Annotated in this window: 13 protein-coding genes; 3 read left to right on the forward strand and 10 right to left on the reverse strand. The window is 72.2% G+C overall.

Translation table 11 applies throughout. The features are described 5' to 3' along the window. Positions 1 to 19 precede the first annotated feature (19 nt). The 3 genes from AB0G20_RS30620 to AB0G20_RS30630 all read right to left on the reverse strand — a co-directional run bounded on the left by AB0G20_RS30620 (position 20) and on the right by AB0G20_RS30630 (position 2,608). On the reverse strand, positions 20 to 1,189 hold the full coding sequence (locus AB0G20_RS30620; protein WP_361307940.1) for an ArsA-related P-loop ATPase: 1,170 nt from the start codon (positions 1,187 to 1,189) through the stop codon (positions 20 to 22). 72 nt (positions 1,190 to 1,261) lie between these two features. Next, positions 1,262 to 1,702, reverse strand: coding sequence for an SRPBCC family protein (locus AB0G20_RS30625; protein WP_361307942.1), 441 nt, complete (start codon positions 1,700 to 1,702; stop codon positions 1,262 to 1,264). Between the two features lie 108 nt (positions 1,703 to 1,810). After that, complete coding sequence (locus tag AB0G20_RS30630; protein WP_361307944.1) at positions 1,811 to 2,608, reverse strand: metallophosphoesterase; 798 nt, start codon at positions 2,606 to 2,608, stop codon at positions 1,811 to 1,813. A gap of 296 nt (positions 2,609 to 2,904) precedes the next feature. Between AB0G20_RS30630 and AB0G20_RS30635 the strand changes: the two genes are divergently transcribed. Next, entirely contained in the window at positions 2,905 to 4,701 is a 1,797-nt protein-coding gene (locus AB0G20_RS30635; protein WP_361307946.1) for an AMP-dependent synthetase/ligase, read from the forward strand. 16 nt (positions 4,702 to 4,717) lie between these two features. On the opposite strand, the gene AB0G20_RS30640 is transcribed toward AB0G20_RS30635, so the two are convergent. Beyond that, the gene (locus AB0G20_RS30640) at positions 4,718 to 6,304 is read right to left on the reverse strand and encodes a GMC oxidoreductase (RefSeq protein WP_361307948.1); all 1,587 of its coding nucleotides are present in this window, start codon (positions 6,302 to 6,304) and stop codon (positions 4,718 to 4,720) included. Between the two features lie 200 nt (positions 6,305 to 6,504). Then, positions 6,505 to 7,647: a glycosyltransferase family 4 protein gene (locus AB0G20_RS30645; protein ID WP_361307950.1), complete on the reverse strand. Its 1,143-nt coding sequence runs from the start codon at positions 7,645 to 7,647 to the stop codon at positions 6,505 to 6,507. Between the two features lie 117 nt (positions 7,648 to 7,764). Between AB0G20_RS30645 and AB0G20_RS30650 the strand changes: the two genes are divergently transcribed. Then, entirely contained in the window at positions 7,765 to 9,003 is a 1,239-nt protein-coding gene (locus tag AB0G20_RS30650; RefSeq protein ID WP_361307952.1) for a glycosyltransferase family 87 protein, read from the forward strand. On the opposite strand, the gene AB0G20_RS30655 is transcribed toward AB0G20_RS30650, so the two are convergent. After that, on the reverse strand, positions 8,964 to 10,286 hold the full coding sequence (locus tag AB0G20_RS30655; RefSeq protein WP_361307954.1) for an MATE family efflux transporter: 1,323 nt from the start codon (positions 10,284 to 10,286) through the stop codon (positions 8,964 to 8,966). The two genes, AB0G20_RS30650 and AB0G20_RS30655, sit on opposite strands and share 40 nt — an antisense overlap. 107 nt (positions 10,287 to 10,393) lie before the next feature. Here AB0G20_RS30655 and AB0G20_RS30660 point away from each other — a divergent pair, with 107 nt between their 5' ends. Further along, positions 10,394 to 10,924 (forward strand): PadR family transcriptional regulator, encoded by a 531-nt coding sequence (locus tag AB0G20_RS30660; protein WP_361307956.1) that lies wholly within the window; start codon positions 10,394 to 10,396, stop codon positions 10,922 to 10,924. Here AB0G20_RS30660 and AB0G20_RS30665 read toward each other — a convergent pair. The 4 genes from AB0G20_RS30665 to AB0G20_RS30680 all read right to left on the reverse strand — a co-directional run bounded on the left by AB0G20_RS30665 (position 10,912) and on the right by AB0G20_RS30680 (position 16,012). After that, positions 10,912 to 12,096: a hypothetical protein gene (locus AB0G20_RS30665; protein WP_361307958.1), complete on the reverse strand. Its 1,185-nt coding sequence runs from the start codon at positions 12,094 to 12,096 to the stop codon at positions 10,912 to 10,914. The genes AB0G20_RS30660 and AB0G20_RS30665 overlap by 13 nt on opposite strands. Before the next feature lie 33 nt (positions 12,097 to 12,129). Beyond that, a complete protein-coding gene (locus tag AB0G20_RS30670; protein ID WP_361307960.1) occupies positions 12,130 to 13,143 on the reverse strand; it encodes an NlpC/P60 family protein in 1,014 nt (337 codons plus the stop codon). A 232-nt stretch (positions 13,144 to 13,375) separates the two neighbouring features. After that, positions 13,376 to 14,416, reverse strand: coding sequence for an NlpC/P60 family protein (locus AB0G20_RS30675; protein WP_361307962.1), 1,041 nt, complete (start codon positions 14,414 to 14,416; stop codon positions 13,376 to 13,378). Between the two features lie 246 nt (positions 14,417 to 14,662). Then, on the reverse strand, positions 14,663 to 16,012 hold the full coding sequence (locus AB0G20_RS30680) for an NYN domain-containing protein (protein WP_361307964.1): 1,350 nt from the start codon (positions 16,010 to 16,012) through the stop codon (positions 14,663 to 14,665). Between the last annotated feature and the right edge of the window lie 21 nt (positions 16,013 to 16,033).

Raw genomic sequence — 16,033 nt, forward strand, 5'->3', positions numbered from 1 at the left:
TCCGATTCCGCCCGCCGGCTCACGGGGTCTGCGGCCACAGCTTCGGGTCGGGTGCGAAGCGGATGCGCAGCGCGCCCTCGCGCAGGGCGGCCCCGTCGACGGTGCAGCGGCGCAGCGCGGAGGGCAGCGGGACGATCCGGCGGAACCGTCCCGCCGTGACGACGAGTTCGTCGCCGCGCCGGACGAGGTCCAGTTCCTCGCGTATGGCGCCGGGCAGCGGGATCCGCCAGACGAGCACGCCGTCCTCGCCGAGCCGGTCCGTCACGGACCAGTCGGCCGCGGGGGGCGCCTGCTCGACGCCGGGCACGGCGAGGGCGGTGAGGTCGTCGAGGCCGCGCGGGTCGCGTCCGAGGTGGGCGACGGTGCGGACGTCGTACGACTCGCGCCACTCCTCCAGCGTCTTGCGCTGCTGGGCGACCGGACCGGCGAGCCAGGTGTCCGGGGACGCCTCGGGCAGGACGCGGTTGGCGACCACGACGTCGGTGCGCAGACCGCGCAGGGCGAGGCCGAGGCCGGCGGTGCGCAGCGCGTCGGCACCGGCCGGGCCGGGCTCGGCGACCAGGCGTACGACGGTGTCGCGGTCGGCGACGACCGCCTCGGCGGCGGCCAGTTCCGGGTCCCAGCGGGCTGCCGTCTCGTAGAGCCACTCGGCGGGCATGGGGACGCCGGCGAGGCGGCCGAGGACGGGGCGCAGGGCGCGGGCGGCCTGGCGTTCGGGTGGGAGGAGACGGCGCAGGTAGCGGCGGAGTTCCTCGGGCAGGGCGAGGAGGGCGAGTGCCTGCGGGGCCGGGGGGAGGTCGACGACGAGGGTGTCGTACTTCTCCGACAGCGCGGCGTCGCGCAGGGCGCGCAGCAGGGCGAGTTCCTCGGCGCCGGGCAGGGCGCTCACTTCCTCGGGGTCGAGGCGGGAGGCGCCGAGGAGGTCCAGGGCGGAGGAGGCGCGGTCCTGGAGGGCGGTGAGGTCCCGGCGGAAGTCCTGGGCGGCGTCGGGGCGCCAGGCGGTGAGGTGCGGGGCTGCCTGGACCGGGGCCGGGCCGGTCTGCACCCCCAGGGCGGCACCGAGGGTGTCCGTGCGGTCGGTGCCGAGGACGAGGGTGCGGGTGCCCTCGGACGCCGCGGCCAGGGCGGTCGCGGCCGCGAGGGTGGTACGACCGCTGCCGCCGGGGCCGGTGATCAAGATGGTGCGCATGGGCTTGACGGTACCGGGCGTTGCCGAGGCGCCCGGTGCTGCCGCTGGGGCCGGGTGGGTGCGCGGCCAGGGCTACTTGCCCGCTTCGACCCGCTTCTTCAGGCCGGCCAGCGCCCTGTCGATGATGACCTTCTCCGCCTTGCGCTTGATCATGCCGAGCATGGGGATCTTGACGTCCACGGTGAGGACGTACGTGACCTCGGTGCCGCCCGCGCCGGACGGCTTGAGGAGGTACGAGCCGTCCAGGGAACGCAGCATCTGGGACTTCACGAGCGTCCAGGAGACCTCGTTCCCGCCGGTCCAGGTGTACGCGAGGACCTGGTCGTCCTTGATCGCGCCCGCGTCCATGACGAGGCGGACCTGCTCGGCGCGGCCCTGGGCGTCGGTCTTCAGGACCTCCGCCTCCTTCACCTCACCGGTCCAGTCCGGGTAGCGGGCGAAATCGGAGATGACCGCCATGACGTCGGCCGGGGCCGCCTCGATGGTGATGCTCGAGCTGGTGTGTTCCGCCATCGCCGTGGCTCCTCCAGATGCGGGCCGGTATGAGGTCGTGCGCACGCGTGTGCAGCGTGAAGGCTACCGCGCACGGGGCCCCGTGATCTCACCCGACCTGGGACGTCCTCACCACTCCAGCGCCCACGGGGTCCCGGTCGCCGCGAAGTGCCCCACGTTCACACACTCGGTTGCCCCGATCCGCATCCGCTGCGCCAGCGGCTGGTGCACGTGCCCGAAGAGGGAGTACCGGGGCCGGGTGCGGCGGATGGCGTCCAGCAGGGCCCGGCTGCCGCGCTCGAAACGGCGGGCGACGGTGTCGTAGACCAGCTCGGGCACCTCGGGCGGGATGTGCGTGCAGAGCACGTCGACCTCGCCCACGGCCTCGATCTTCGCCGCGTACTCCTCGTCGTCGATCTCGTACGGCGTCCGCATCGGCGTGCGCAGGCCGCCGCCGACGAAGCCGAAGACCAGGCCGCCGATCTCGACGCGCTCGCCGTCGAGGACGGTCGTACCGGGGCCCGCGTACTCCCGCCACAGGGGCGGCATGTCGACGTTGCCGTAGGTGGCGTACGTAGGAGAGGGGAAGGCGGCGAACATCTCGGCGTACTGCTTGCGCACCGCCTCCTCGATCACCGAGGCGCGGTCCTCGCCGACGCCGGCCCACAGCCGGGCGCCGAACTCCCGGGCCTCCTGGAAGCGGCGGGCGGTGCGCAGCGCGACGATGCGGTCGGCGTTCTCGACGCCGAACAGGTCGGGGAAGATGCCGCGCGAGTGGTCGGCATAGTCCAGGAAGAGGACGAGGTCGCCCAGGCATATCAGGGCGTCGGCGCCCTCGCCGGCCCTGGCCAGGTCGCGGGCGTTGCCGTGCACGTCACTCACCACGTGTACGCGCGTCCGGTGGTTTCCGGCTGGTGTGGGTGCCATGACGATCAAGCGTAAGCGTGTGCGGCAAACGTGAACAGTGGCGGCCGGACCTGCGGTTACTGGCCAGTAAGTTTGTCCGTGGACTACTGTGCGCGAAGGAATACCCGAGTGTGTGACGCAGCGAACATCTCGACGGGCCCCCCTGTCGGAGAAGCCATACCGGCGGGTAACGTCCGGGCAGTCCAGTCGTGCTCTGCATTTCAACAAGTGAATGCCTGAGCACCTCCCCGAGCCTTGGACCGCACCGTCGCAGCACACACCGTCGTGGCGCCGGCGCCCTATGAGGAGCAGCAGTCTTGCGCGAGTTCAGCCTTCCGGCTTTGTACGAGGTCCCTGCGGACGGAAATCTGACCGACATCGTCCGCAGAAACGCCTCGCAGCACCCGGACGTCGCCGTCATCGCCCGCAAGATCGGCGGCAGCTGGCAGGACGTCACGGCCACCGCGTTCCTCGCCGAAGTGCACACGGCGGCGAAGGGGCTCATTGCCGCCGGGGTCCAGCCGGGCGACCGGGTGGGCCTGATGTCCCGCACCCGCTACGAGTGGACGTTGCTGGACTTCGCGATCTGGAGCGCGGGCGCGGTGACCGTGCCGGTGTACGAGACCAGTTCGCCGGAGCAGGTGCAGTGGATCCTCGGCGACTCGGGCGCGACCGCCTGTGTCGTGGAGTCGGACGCCCACTCGGCCGCGATCGAGTCGGTGCGCGACCGGCTGCCGGCGCTGAAGCACGTGTGGCAGATCGAGGGCGGCGGCCTCGACGAGCTGGGCCGGCTCGGCCAGGACGTCACGGACGAGACGGTCGAGGAGCGCGGCTCGATCGCCAAGGCCGACGACCCGGCGACCATCGTCTACACCTCCGGCACCACCGGCCGCCCCAAGGGCTGTGTGCTCACCCACCGCAGCTTCTTCGCCGAGTGCGGCAACATCGTGGAGCGGCTGCGTCCGCTGTTCCGCACCGGTGAGTGTTCGGTGCTGCTCTTCCTGCCGCTCGCGCACGTCTTCGGCCGGCTGGTGCAGATCGCGCCCATGATGGCGCCGATCAAGCTCGGCTGCGTCCCGGACATCAAGAACCTCACCGACGAGCTGGCCGCGTTCCGCCCGACGCTGATCCTCGGCGTGCCGCGCGTCTTCGAGAAGGTCTACAACTCGGCGCGCGCCAAGGCCCAGGCGGACGGCAAGGGCAAGATCTTCGACAAGGCCGCCGACACCGCGATCGCCTACAGCAAGGCGCTGGACACCCCCTCGGGCCCGTCCTTCGGCCTGAAGATCAAATACAAGACGTTCGACAAGCTCGTCTACAGCAAGCTCCGCGCGGTCCTCGGCGGCCGGGGCGAGTACGCCATCTCCGGCGGCGCCCCGCTCGGCGAGCGCCTCGGCCACTTCTTCCGCGGCATCGGCTTCACGGTCCTGGAGGGCTACGGCCTGACCGAGTCCTGCGCGGCCACCGCGTTCAACCCCTGGGACCGGCAGAAGATCGGCACGGTCGGTCAGCCGCTGCCCGGCTCGGTGGTGCGGATCGCCGACGACGGCGAGGTGCTGCTGCACGGCGAGCACCTGTTCAAGGAGTACTGGAACAACCCCGGCGCGACCGGGGAGGCGCTGGCCGACGGCTGGTTCCACACCGGTGACATCGGCACCCTCGACGAGGACGGCTACCTCAGGATCACCGGCCGCAAGAAGGAGATCATCGTCACCGCGGGCGGCAAGAACGTCGCCCCGGCCGTGATCGAGGACCGCATCCGGGCGCACGCGCTGGTCGCGGAGTGCATGGTGGTGGGCGACGGGCGGCCGTTCGTGGGCGCGCTGGTCACCATCGACGAGGAGTTCCTGGGCCGTTGGTGCTCCGACCACGGCAAGCCGGCGGGTTCTACCGCGGCGTCGCTGAGCGAGGACCCGGACCTGCTGGCCGCGATCCAGGCGGCGATCGACGACGGCAACGCCGCGGTGTCGAAGGCGGAATCGGTGCGGAAGTTCCGCATTCTGTCCTCCCAGTTCACGGAGGAGTCGGGCCACCTGACGCCCTCGCTGAAGCTGAAGCGGAACGTGGTGGCGAAGGACTACGCGCACGAGGTCGAGGCGATCTACGCGAAGTGACCCCCGACCGGGTCGGTCATGGCGCGGTGTCCTCGGCGAGGACCCGCGCCATCGTGCGTTCGGCGAGCGCGGTGATGGTCACGAAGGGGTTGACCCCGAGCGACCCGGGCACGAGCGAGCCGTCGGTGACGTACAGCCTCGGGTATCCCCTGACCCGCCCGTAGTCGTCCGTAACCCTGCCCAGCACACAGCCGCCCAGCGGGTGGTAGGTGAAGTCGTCCGCGAAGACCTTGCTCCCCGCGCCGAACAGGTCGTACCGGTAGATCGTCGCGTTGGCCGCGTTGATCCGGTCGAACAGCTTCTTGGCCATGGCGACGGAGACCGCGCTGTGGGCGGCGGTCCAGCCGAGCCGTAGTTGCCCCGAGCCGGTGTCGTAGGAGAAGGACGCCCGTTCCGGGTTCTTGGTGATCGCCAGGTAGAGGCTCACCCAGTGTTCCAGGCCCGTCGGCAGCGGGGCGATCTCGGCGAACACCGGGTTGGCGGTGTTCGCCCAGTCGTCGATGCCCATCACCGGCATGGTCGACTGGTTCGCTCCGACCGTGTCCCACAGGTGGTTGGCCCGGCCGAGCATCACGTTGCCGTTGGTGCCCCAGCCGGCGCCGACCCCGGCGTCGAGTCCGGGCAGGGTGCCCGTCTCCCGGGCGCGCAGCAGCAGTTCGGTGGTGCCGAGGCTGCCGCCGCCGAGGAAGAGGTACGTACAGCCGTACTCCTTGGTCTCGACGACCCGGCCGGTCTCGTCGATACGGTCGGCGGTCAGGACGTAGCTCCCGTCCGGCGCGCGGCTGATCGCGCGCACCTTCTCCAGGGTGTGGATGGTGACGTTGCCGGTGCCGAGCGCGGCGGCGAGGTACGTCTTGTCGAGGCTGCGCTTGCCGTGGTTGTTGCCGTAGATGACCTCGCCGCCGAGCGCCGACCTGGGGGCGGTGCCGGCCGCCTCGCGCTGCATGTGGCCGAAGTCGTAGACGCTCGGCACGAAGGTGGTCCGCAGGCCGGCCTTCTCGGCGTGCTTGCGGGAGACGCGGGTGAAGCGGTACCACTCCGTCGACTCGAACCAGGCCGGGTCGACGGTGGTCACGCCGAGGGCGGCGCGGGCGCGCGGGAAGTACGTGCCGTACATCTCGTCGGCGTCGACGGTGGGGAACTGCTCGGTGAAGTACGACCGGGGCGGGGTGACCGCCATGCTTCCGTTGACCAGGGAGCCGCCGCCGACGCCCCGGCCGACGTACACGGACATGTGGTCGAAGTGGACGCGGTCCAGGACGCCCGGGTAGCGGCCGATGTCCCTGTTGACGACGTCCAGCCAGAGGAAGCTGCCGAGGGGGGCCTCGGTGCGGGTGCGGAACCACATGGAGCGGTGGTCGGGGGCGCTGGTGGTGCAGAAGACCTTGCCGTCGGGGCCGGTGGTGTTCCACAGGCGGCCCATCTCCAGGACGATCGTGCGGATGCCGGCCTGGCCGAGACGGAGGGCGGCTACGGCGCCGCCGTAGCCCGAGCCGACGACGATCGCCGGGGCGGTGTCGACTGCGTCGGGCTGGGCGGCTCGGGCGCTTTCCATCCCGATGCGGGTGAAGCCGAGGGATGCTGCGGTCTGCAGGGCTGCCATGCCCAGGATGTGACGTCTTGTCAGGTGACGATGCGTCAGGTTAGATGTCATGGGCGCAGCATCGGCGGATTTTTGGGTTCCGCCTAGTGGGGGTGCCGCTTGATCGTTGACGGCGAGTGCGGGTCGTTCGTGGTCGACCGCGCCCACGCGGCGGAGCCGCACATCGATACAGCCCCGCGCCCCCAAAAAGGCAAGCTGCCCTACAGCAAGCTTTTGAGGCGCTCCGCCAGCAGGTCCCAGCGCCACTTCTCCTCGACCCACTCCCTGCCCCGCTCGCCCATCCTGCGGCGCAGCTCGGCGTCGCCGAGGAGGACGGTGATGCGGTCGGTGACTTCCTCCGGGGAGCCGCCCCGCACCACCCAGCCCGTCTCGCCGTCCAGGACCGCGTCCGGGGCGCCGCCCGAGTCGCCGGCCACGACCGGGAGGCCCGTCGCGGAGGCCTCCAGGTAGACGATGCCGAGGCCCTCGACGTCGAGGCCGCCCCGGCGGGTCCGGCAGGGCATCGCGAAGACGTCGCCGGCGCCGTAGTGGGCCGGCAGCTCCGACCAGGGCACGGCGCCGGTGAAGCGGACGGCGGAGGCGACACCGGTCTCGTGCGCGAGCCGCCGCAGATCCCGCTCGTAGGGCCCGCCGCCGACGATCAGCAGGACGGTGTCGGGCTCGGCCGCCAGGATGCGGGGCATGGCCCGGATCAGGGTGTCCTGCCCCTTGCGCCGCACCAGCCGGGAGACGCACACCACCACCGGGCGGTCCGTCAGGCCCAGTCGGGCCCGGATCTCGTCGCCGCCCGAGCCGGGGTGGAAGGTCTTCTCGTCGACGCCGGGCGGCAGCTGCGCCATCCGGGCGGCCGCCTCGGGCGTCAGGGCGGAGGCGATGCGCGAGCGGGTGTACTCGCCGAGGTAGGTGATCGTGTCCGTGGCCTCGCCGATCCGGCGCAGCAGCTGCCGGGCCGCGGGCAGCTGCGCCCAGCCGGCCTCGTGGCCGTGCGTGGTGGCGACCAGCCGCTCGGCGCCCGCGTCGCGCAGGGCCGGGGCCATCAGGCCGAGCGGGGCCGCGGCCCCGAACCACACCGAGGTGCACCCGTGCTCCCGCAGCAGACCGACGGCCCGCCGGGTGGCGCCCGGCGTCGGCAGCAGCATGGTCGTACGGTCCCGTACGACGGTGAAGGGCTGCTCGGCGTCGAAGGCGCGGGTCGCCTCGACACCCTCCCGGGTCCGCTTCCAGGTCGAGGCGTAGACGACCAGCTGCTGCGGGTCAAGCCGCAGCGCCATGTTGTGCAGGAAGGCCTGGATGCCCCCGGGCCGGGGCGGGAAGTCGTTCGTCACGATCAGGGTCTTGCGCACGCCGCCGACCCTACCGAACCGCCCTCACCGCACCGCGCGGCAGCAGGTATGGCACGCTCACAGCCGGGGGGACCATCATGGCCCCATCAACACGGCACACGAACGGGCAGGGATCAGGTGGAGACGACGGGCACGAGGCGGTCCCTGGCATGGCTGCCGGTGGTCTGGTGTCTCACGAGGCTGTTGCTGCTGCTGTTCGTCCTGAAGGTGTACGTCTTCCCGGGCCCGGACGTCACGAGCGACGTGCGCGTGATCTACCAGGGCTGGTACGGCGTCCTGAGCACCGGAACGTTCCCTCTGGAGGACGTCACCTGGCAGTACCCGCCCGCCGCCGCGCTGGCGATCCTCTCCCCCGGCCTGCTGCCCTTCCTGGACTACGCGACCGCGTTCTTCGTCCTGGTCTGCGTCGCCGACCTGGCCGTGCTGGCCCTGATGACGTACGCGGGACGCCGCCCGGGCCGGTCGCTGCGCGGTGCCTGGGTGTGGGTGATCGGCGTGCCGCTGCTCGGCCCGACGGTGTACGCCCGCTACGACGTGATGGTCACGGCGGTGGCCATGGCCGCGCTGCTCGCGGGCGCCCGGCACCCGAAGGCGATGGGGGCCCTGGCGGCCTTCGGCGCGCTGCTGAAGGTCTGGCCGGCGATGCTGCTCCTCGCCGCCCGCCGCCGCAGCGCCTGGCTGTCGGCGCTGGTGACCGGCATCGCGGTGACGGGCGTGTTCGCGCTGGCCATGCCGGGCGCGTTCGCGTTCCTGACCTTCCAGCGCGACCGGGGCACCGAGGTGGAGTCGCTGGGCGCGCTGGTCTTCCATGTCGCCCGGCACTTCGGCTGGCAGGGCGAGGTGAAGCTGAACTACGGCTCGATCGAGTTCATCGGGCCGTACGTGAGCGAGGTGAGCACGGGCGCACTGTTCCTGACCGGGGCGGCGTTCGGCTGGCTGGTGCTGTGGCGGCTGCTTGCCCGGCGCTTCGAGGAGCACACGCTCGCCGACGCGGCCTTCGTGGCGGTGCTGATGTTCACCACCACCAGCCGCGTGATCAGTCCGCAGTACATGGTGTGGCTGGTCGGGCTGGCGGCGGTGTGCCTGTACTTCCCCGGGAGCCGGATGCGGCTGCCGGTCGTCCTGGTGCTGGTGGCGTGCTTCGTGACCGTGCTGGAGTTCCCGCTCTACTTCGGCGACGTCGTGGCCGGCAACGGGCTCGGCCTCACCCTGCTGTTCCTGCGCAACGGCCTCCTGGTGGCCGCCGCCCTGATCGCGGCCCGCGCCCTGTGGCGAGCGACCGTCCCGCCCGTCACGCCCCCCGCTCCCGTGCCCCCTCAGCCGGCCCGTACGGACGAGACCCCGGTCTCCTCCTGAGCCGGGGCCCGCCGGAACAGCACCCACGCCAGCCCACACTGCACCGCCGTCGCGAGCGCCAGCGCGAGACACACCCCGGGCAGCCCGAGCCCCGTCAGGACGTACGCCAGGGCCAGCTGGATCCCGGTGCCGAGCGCGGTCACCCGCAGCAGCAGCGGAGCGCCCCCGCTGCCCTCGAAGACGCCGCCGAGCGCGATGAGACAGGCCATCAGCAGCAGGTAGGGCCCGGCGCAGCGCAGGAACAGCACACCTTCGCGCGTGACCCCGGGCCCGGCGCCGAAGGCGGCCATGAGCCACGGGGCGGTGATGGCCAGCAGGACGGCCGCGGTGACGCCGAGCGCGCCGGAGACGAGCACGGCCTGCCGGCCGATCGCCCACCGTTCGTCGGCCCCGGCGCCGCGCGTGTGCGCGGTGTGGATGGAGGCCGCCTGCCGGACGGCGTAGAAGGCCATGGTCGCCACGTACATGGCCTTGTAGGCGATCGCGTACGCGGCCACCGCCGTCACTCCGAGCCGCGCCACGATCGCGACCAGGACCAGGGCGCCCGTCTGCCGCACGGTGAAGTCGGCGGACATGGGCAGACCCGTCGTCAGCGTCCGCCGCAGGGACACGGCCAGAGCCTCGCCCGGCTCCGTCCCGCGGGCCGTCCGCAGCAGGGTGTTGCGCCGGATCGCGCCGAGTCCCACCCCGAGCGCCACGCACCGGGACAGCACTGTCGAGAGAGCGGCGCCCCGGACGCCGTAGAGGTGGATGAAGAGCGGGTCGAGGGCCAGGATCAGGCCGTTGGACAGCAGGGCGAGCCGCATCGGTGTTCTCGTGTCGCCGGCGCCTTTGAGGATGCCGTCGACGAGTTGCTGGGCGAAGAAGACGGCCATGCCGGGCATGGAGAGCGTGAAGTAGGCGACGGCGAGCGGGAGGGCGGCGCCGTCGGCCCCGCCCAGCACCAGTCGCGCCAGCGGTTCGCGTCCCAGCAGGCCGCCCGCCACCACCAGCGGCGTCACGACCGCCCACAGGGCCCATCCGCCGCGCACGGCCGCCCGGACGGCCACGGGGTCGCCGGCACCGCGGGCGTGCGCGACCAGCACGGTCGTGCCTGAGCCGAAGACCAGGGCGACGCCGAGCAGCACGTTCTCCGTGTTGGTGGCCACGGCGACGGCGGCCACGGCCGGACTGCCCAGCCGGGCGACCCAGACGGTGTTGATGATCCCCGCGGCGACAGAGGCGAGGAGCGAGAAGTAGACGGGGCGGGCGAGCAGGACGAGCTGCCTGCGGTGGGCGTTCACGGTGGCTGTTTCCCCCTGGGTCCTGGCGAACCTCGATACGAGGTAACTCGATTCGAGGTAGCTCGTCAAGAGGTAGCATGCGGTCTCACCCACCCGCAAGGAGGGCCATGCTGGAGCTGTCGATCCTGGGCTTCCTGGCCGAGGAGCCGCTGCACGGCTACGAGCTGAAGGAGCGCATCAAGGCATTGACCGGGCATGTCCGACCGGTCAGCGACGGCGCGCTCTACCCGGCGATCACGCGCCTGGTCGGTGCGGGCCTGCTCGACCAGCACACCGAGCCGGGCGCGAGTGCGGCCCCGCGGCGGATCCTCGCCCTCACCGACAGGGGCCGCGAGGAGTTGCTGGAGCGGCTGCGCCACCCGAAGCAGACCGAGATCACCGACCACGTCCGCTTCAACACGGTCCTGGCGTTCCTGCGCCACCTGCCCGACCGGCAGGAGCAGGCCGCGGTGCTGCGCCGCCGGCTGGACTTCCTCCAGACCCCGGCGAGCTTCTTCTACGAGTCCGGCAAGCCGGTCAGCGCCGAGGAGACGGACGACCTGTTCCGCCAGGGCATGCTCCGGGTCGCGAGAGCGACGGGCGCGGCGGAACGGGCCTGGCTCCGGGAGGCCGTCGCGCTGCTCGATCAGCCCAGCTGATCCCGCAGATACGCCCGCCACTTCTCCGTGAAGGCCTCGGGCGTCGTCCCCAGGACCTTGCGCATCGCGTCCTCCACCGCCCCGCTCCGCTCCCGGTGCTCCCCGACGGCCCGGTAGAACTCGCCCAGCCGGTCCTCGCCCCAGTGGTCGGCGATCAGCCGGCACGCCGTCCAGCCGCTCTCGTAGGAGCGGGCCAGACGGCTCGCGTCGCCGGTGAAGCCGAAGTCCTCGTCGTCCGGGAGTGCGGTGGGGACCCGGCCCTCACCGACCGCCCGGGACAGCTCGGGCGCGGCCTCGACAGGGGTGCGGCCGGCGGCGCGGTAGCCGACCCAGTCGGCGTACCCCTCGGACAGCCACAGGGGCGTGGCGGCCGTGGTGCGGGCGCGGGTGGCGACATGGGTGGTCTCGTGGGTGACGACGACCTGCTCGCCGAGGCCGCCGAGGAGCGCGAACGCGTCCGGGTTCACGATGATCCGGTCCGCCGGGGCCCCGGCCCGTGCACCCGTCTCGCCGGTGGTGACCGCCGCGATCCCGCGGTAGGAGGAGGCGGGTGAGCCGAGCAGCCCCGCCATCCCCTCCAGTGACTTCGGCACGAGCACGACGACCCGCCGGCTCCAGTCGGTGCCCCACGCGTCCGACACGGCGGGCACCGCACGGTCGGCCAGGTCCGCGAAGTCCCGCAGCGACCGCCCCGACTGCCCGACGCCGAGCACGAGACTGCGCTGCCCCCGGACGACTTGCACGGTCCCCTGGTCCCAGAGCTGCTGCGCGGCCTTCTTCGCGGGCCGGTCGGTGTCGACGGACCACTGCCCGTCCGCGTCCCGGCTCAGCCGCAGGGAGCGTCCGGCGGTCACCGGCGCCCGGTCGTACCCGGCGACGCGGTAGCGCAGTTCGGCGTCTGCGGTGGCTGTGTCGCCGCTGCGGTGCAGTGCGGTCACCCGGTACGACCAGGCGGCGACGGGCACCGTGCGCAGCCTGGCGAAATCCGTTCCCGTGCCCGTCCGTTCGTAGGCCCGCTCGTCGCGGTCGAGGACCGCGGCGGCCCGCCGGTCCAGGAGCCGCTGGACGTCGGCCGTGGCACGGTCGGCCGCGGACCGCCCGCCGCACCCGGTCAGGGCGACGAGCAGCACGACGAGCGCCAGCAGCGCGGACCCCGACCTTCGACCAGCCACGTTCCCGATCGTACGGGCGCGGGGCCGCGCTGGTCAGACCCTGGTGACCGACGAGACGGGCATCATCCCGACCGGGTCGTAGCGCACGGGCGCGCCGGGGTAGGGCGCGTGGATGACCTGGCCGTTGCCCATGTACATCCCGACATGGCTGGCGTCGCCCCGGTAGATGACCAGGTCACCGGGGCGGGCCTCGGACAGCGGGACCTGCCGGCCGGCGTACCGCTGGGCCTGCGAGGTGCGCGGCAGGGAGACCCCGGCCTGCGCGTACGACCACTGCATCAGACCCGAACAGTCGAATCCGGAGGGCCCGTTCGAGCCCCAGACGTAGGGCTTGCCGAGCGCGCTGCGGGCCGCGGCGACGGCGGCGGACCCGCGGCCCGAGGCGGCGGTGGCGCTGCCGAGGTCGGGCATGCCGGGGCGGCCGGAGCGGGAGGCCCGTTCGTAGGCGTCGCGCTCGGCGTCGGGCAGGGAGTTGAGCAGCCGCCGGGCCGTGGCGAGCTTCTGCTCCACGGTCTTCTTGTGGGCGGCGACGGCCTTGCGGCTCCTGTCCAGTTCGCGGAGCTTGTCGGCGGCCTCCTCGCGGTCCTGGGCGAGTTCGCGCATGGCGCCCTGGAGTTCCCTCAGCTCACCGGCCTGGTGGGCGGTGAGGCGGTCGAGCCGGGACGCGTGGTCGAGGTAGTCGTCCGGGTCGTCGGAGAACAGCAGGGCGAGGGACGGGTCGATGCCGCCCGAGCGGTACTGGGCGCCGGCGAGCGAACCGAGGGACTCCCGCATGGAGTTGATGCGCTGCTGCTGGCGGGCGATGCGGTCCCGGACGGTGCCGACCTCGTCGCGCAGCTCGTCGGCGCGCTCGTCGGCCTCGTTGTACGCCTCGGTCGCCTTCTCGGCCTGCTCGTAGAGCCGGTCCACCTTGGCGCGGGTGTCGTCGGACGGTGCGGCGTCGGCCGGTACCGCGCCCAGGGCGGCGGCCGCGACGGACAGGAAGCCGACCGCGGCACTGGCGCCCCGGTCGAACCCGGACGGTGCTGCGCGGCGATGGGACCCCACGGGAAGCCGCTCTCCTTCCGCTGGCGGACTTGGAACGCGGCAGACAGTAGCCCCGCGACAGGGGGCCGCCAACGACCATCCGTGGGTATCCAGCGCGACGCCCCGCCGCTGACGCAGGTCAATGGCGGGGCGAGGGCTCACTCGGGACTGTCGGGATTCGCCCGAACGGCGGACACGGTGTCCTGATCTTGAGGACGCCGAGGAGACGCCGAGGAGGTTCCGGGGGCTGAGGTCAGACCCGGACGCCGAACATGAACGGGCCGCCGATGGTGTCCATCGACTCGTAGCGGACGACCGTGCCGGTGCGCGGGGCGTGGATGATCTGCCCGTTGCCGGCGTAGAGGCCGACGTGGTGCAGGTCGTTGAAGAAGAAGACCAGGTCGCCGACCTTGAGCTGGCTGACCGAGTAGATCTTGGTGCCGGCTCCGGTCTGGGCCTCGGAGGTGCGCGGGATCTGCACGCCGGCGGCGGCGTAGGCCCGGGAGGTGAGGCCGGAGCAGTCGTAGGAACTCATGCCGGTGGCGCCGTAGACGTAGGGCTTGCCGAGCTGGCTCTGGGCGAAGGCGAAGGCGGCGGCGGCACGGCCGGAGCCGGGCGGCACGTTGCTGGTGAGGGCGTCGCGCTCGGCGGTCCGGCTGGCGCGGTTCTGCTCCTCGGCGAGCTTGGCCTTCTCGGCGGCGGAGAGGCTGTTGAGCAGCTTCTGCGCGGCGGAGAGCTTGCCCTGGACTTCCTTCTTCTTCTTGCCGAGTTCGGTCCGGGTGGAGGCGAGGTCCTTGAGCTTCTCGGAGGCCTCGGCGCGCTCCTGGGCGAGTTCGCGCTGCTTCTCCTGGACCTTCTTCAGCGCCTCGACCTGCTGGCTGCTCAACTGGTCGAGCGTGGAGGCCTTGTCGAGGTAGTCCTCGGGGTTCGCGGAGAGGAACAGCTGGACGGAGGGGTCGATGGAGCCGGTGCGGTACTGCGACGCGGCGGCGAGGCCCAGGCTGTCGCGGAGCTCGTTGAGCTCCTCCTGCCCGCGGGCCACGTTGTCCTGGATGGTGGAGATCTCCTTCTGGAGCTTCTCCTGCTTCTCCTTGGCCCCGTTGTACTTCTCGGTGGCCTGCTCCGCCTCTTCGTAGAGCTTGTCGACCTTGGCCTTGACCTCGTCCTTGCTCGGCTTCTCACTGGGGGCCGCGTTGGCGGCCTGCGAGCTGAAGGCGACGGCAGCGGCGGCGGCGGTGGTCAGCACGGTCACACGTGCGCGGCTCGGCTGCTTCGGACGACGGTGGGACGCCACGGGTGAAAAGCTCCTTCTGGCCCCTCCGCCGTCTCTCCCGATGAGTGATCACCCGAGCGGAGGTTCGGCCCGACCCTAGTGACCTTCCTGTGATCAGTTCAAATCCTCAGATGAAAATTTGCATCACGGTAGGCCATCTTTTCATCTGGACTCACAGGCGGTGAGACTCACTTGACTCAGCGTGGCTCACAGGCCTCATCAATTCGGGCATCACGCCCGGAAGTTACGCATGGGGCGTACGCCCCCCTAGGCCCGTGAAAGCCGCTTGAGGAGCATGGCCGAGGCGACGGGGCGGGCGCCGGCCCGGGCCACGCCGTCGGCGACCTCGCGGTCGGTGGACGCCACGATGACCGGGCGGCCCGGCGGTTCGGCGCGCACCAGCTGGCGGATGAGTTCGTCGGCGGTGACGCCCGGCTTCGAGAACAGCACGCGCACGCCGCGCGGCGGGGCCAGCAGCACCGGTGCGGCGAGCTCGGCGCCGTCGAAGACGCAGGTCACCTCGGCGCCGCTCTGCGCGGCCAGTTGGGAGAGCTGCCCGAGCAGCCGCAGGCGCTGTTTCTCCAGCGGCATCTGCGGATAGCCGGTCTTGGTGACGTTGTAGCCGTCGACGACCAGATGGGCCTGCGGCAGCGCCAGCAGCTGGTCGAGGACCTGGGGGTCGTCCTCGGACAGGGCGCGGGCGGCGATGTCCTTGGGGCTCATCCGGCCCGGCTCGACGGCGTCCACGGTCTCGGCGGGCCGCACCGACACCGGAGGCAGGGCCAGTTCGCGCCGGAGGCCCTGGGTCGCGTCCAGCAGGGTGTCCAGCAGCAGCCGTACCCGCATGTCCTCGACGCTGCGGCCCTCGCGCGCCGCCCGGCGCGTCGCCTCCAGGGCGGCCTCGGTCTCGCCCAGCCGGGCCTTGAGCCGCCGGGACTCGCTCTCGGCGGCGGACACCTGGGCCTGCCCCTCGGCACGGACGGCCTCGATCTCGCCGTGCGCCTTGCGCAGGGCGGCCTCGCCCCGCTTGACGTCGCTGAGGGCGGCGCGGAGCTTGCGGTGCAGCGACTCGGTTTCCTTCTTGGCCGATTCCAGCTCCGTGCGCAGCCGCTCGGTCTCGGCCCGGGTGTGGTCACGGGCCCGGTCGAGTTCGGCGCGCAGCCGCTCCAGCTCGGCCCGGCTCTCCTCGTCGGCGCGCTCGGCGTCGGCCCGCTGGGCCTCCTCGCCGGCGGCGGTCACCAGCTTCACCCAGCCGAGGGGCCGCAGTACGTAGGCCGCGGCCGCCACGTCGAGCGGGTCCGCGGCCGGGGGCGGGGAGCCTGAGTCGAGGGCGCCGGTCAGCTCCGGCTGGGCCTCTCTGAGCTTCTCCCCGATGCGCTGCCGGAACAGCGGATCGGTCTCCAGCGCGGCCGCCATCGCGTTGCCGGCGAACTTCGCCCGGCGGTTCGGCGCGAACCGGGCGTACTGCCTGAGCTGCGCGGGCAGCTCGCCGACCGTCAGCGAGCCGAAGCCGTCGGAGACGATCTGCACGACCCTGCGGCGCACGCCGTCGGGCAGCGGACGGTCGAGCACCTCGGCGGCGCCGTCGCCCGGCCCCCCGCCTGTGGTCTCCACCATCCCTCACACCCCAATGCCTGT

This window comes from Streptomyces sp. NPDC024017 (assembly GCF_040638895.1).
Taxonomy (GTDB): Bacteria; Actinomycetota; Actinomycetes; order Streptomycetales; family Streptomycetaceae; genus Streptomyces.

Bases quoted from the DNA above. Each gene is read 5' to 3' on its own strand.
- AB0G20_RS30620 (WP_361307940.1), bottom strand. From the start codon at position 1,189: ATGCGCACCATCTTGATCACCGGCCCCGGCGGCAGCGGTCGTACCACC.
- AB0G20_RS30640 (WP_361307948.1), bottom strand. From the start codon at position 6,304: ATGGCAGCCCTGCAGACCGCAGCATCCCTCGGCTTCACCCGCATCGGG.
- AB0G20_RS30660 (WP_361307956.1), top strand. From the start codon at position 10,394: ATGCTGGAGCTGTCGATCCTGGGCTTCCTGGCCGAGGAGCCGCTGCAC.
- AB0G20_RS30680 (WP_361307964.1), bottom strand. From the start codon at position 16,012: ATGGTGGAGACCACAGGCGGGGGGCCGGGCGACGGCGCCGCCGAGGTG.
- AB0G20_RS30625 (WP_361307942.1), bottom strand. From the start codon at position 1,702: ATGGCGGAACACACCAGCTCGAGCATCACCATCGAGGCGGCCCCGGCC.
- AB0G20_RS30630 (WP_361307944.1), bottom strand. From the start codon at position 2,608: ATGGCACCCACACCAGCCGGAAACCACCGGACGCGCGTACACGTGGTG.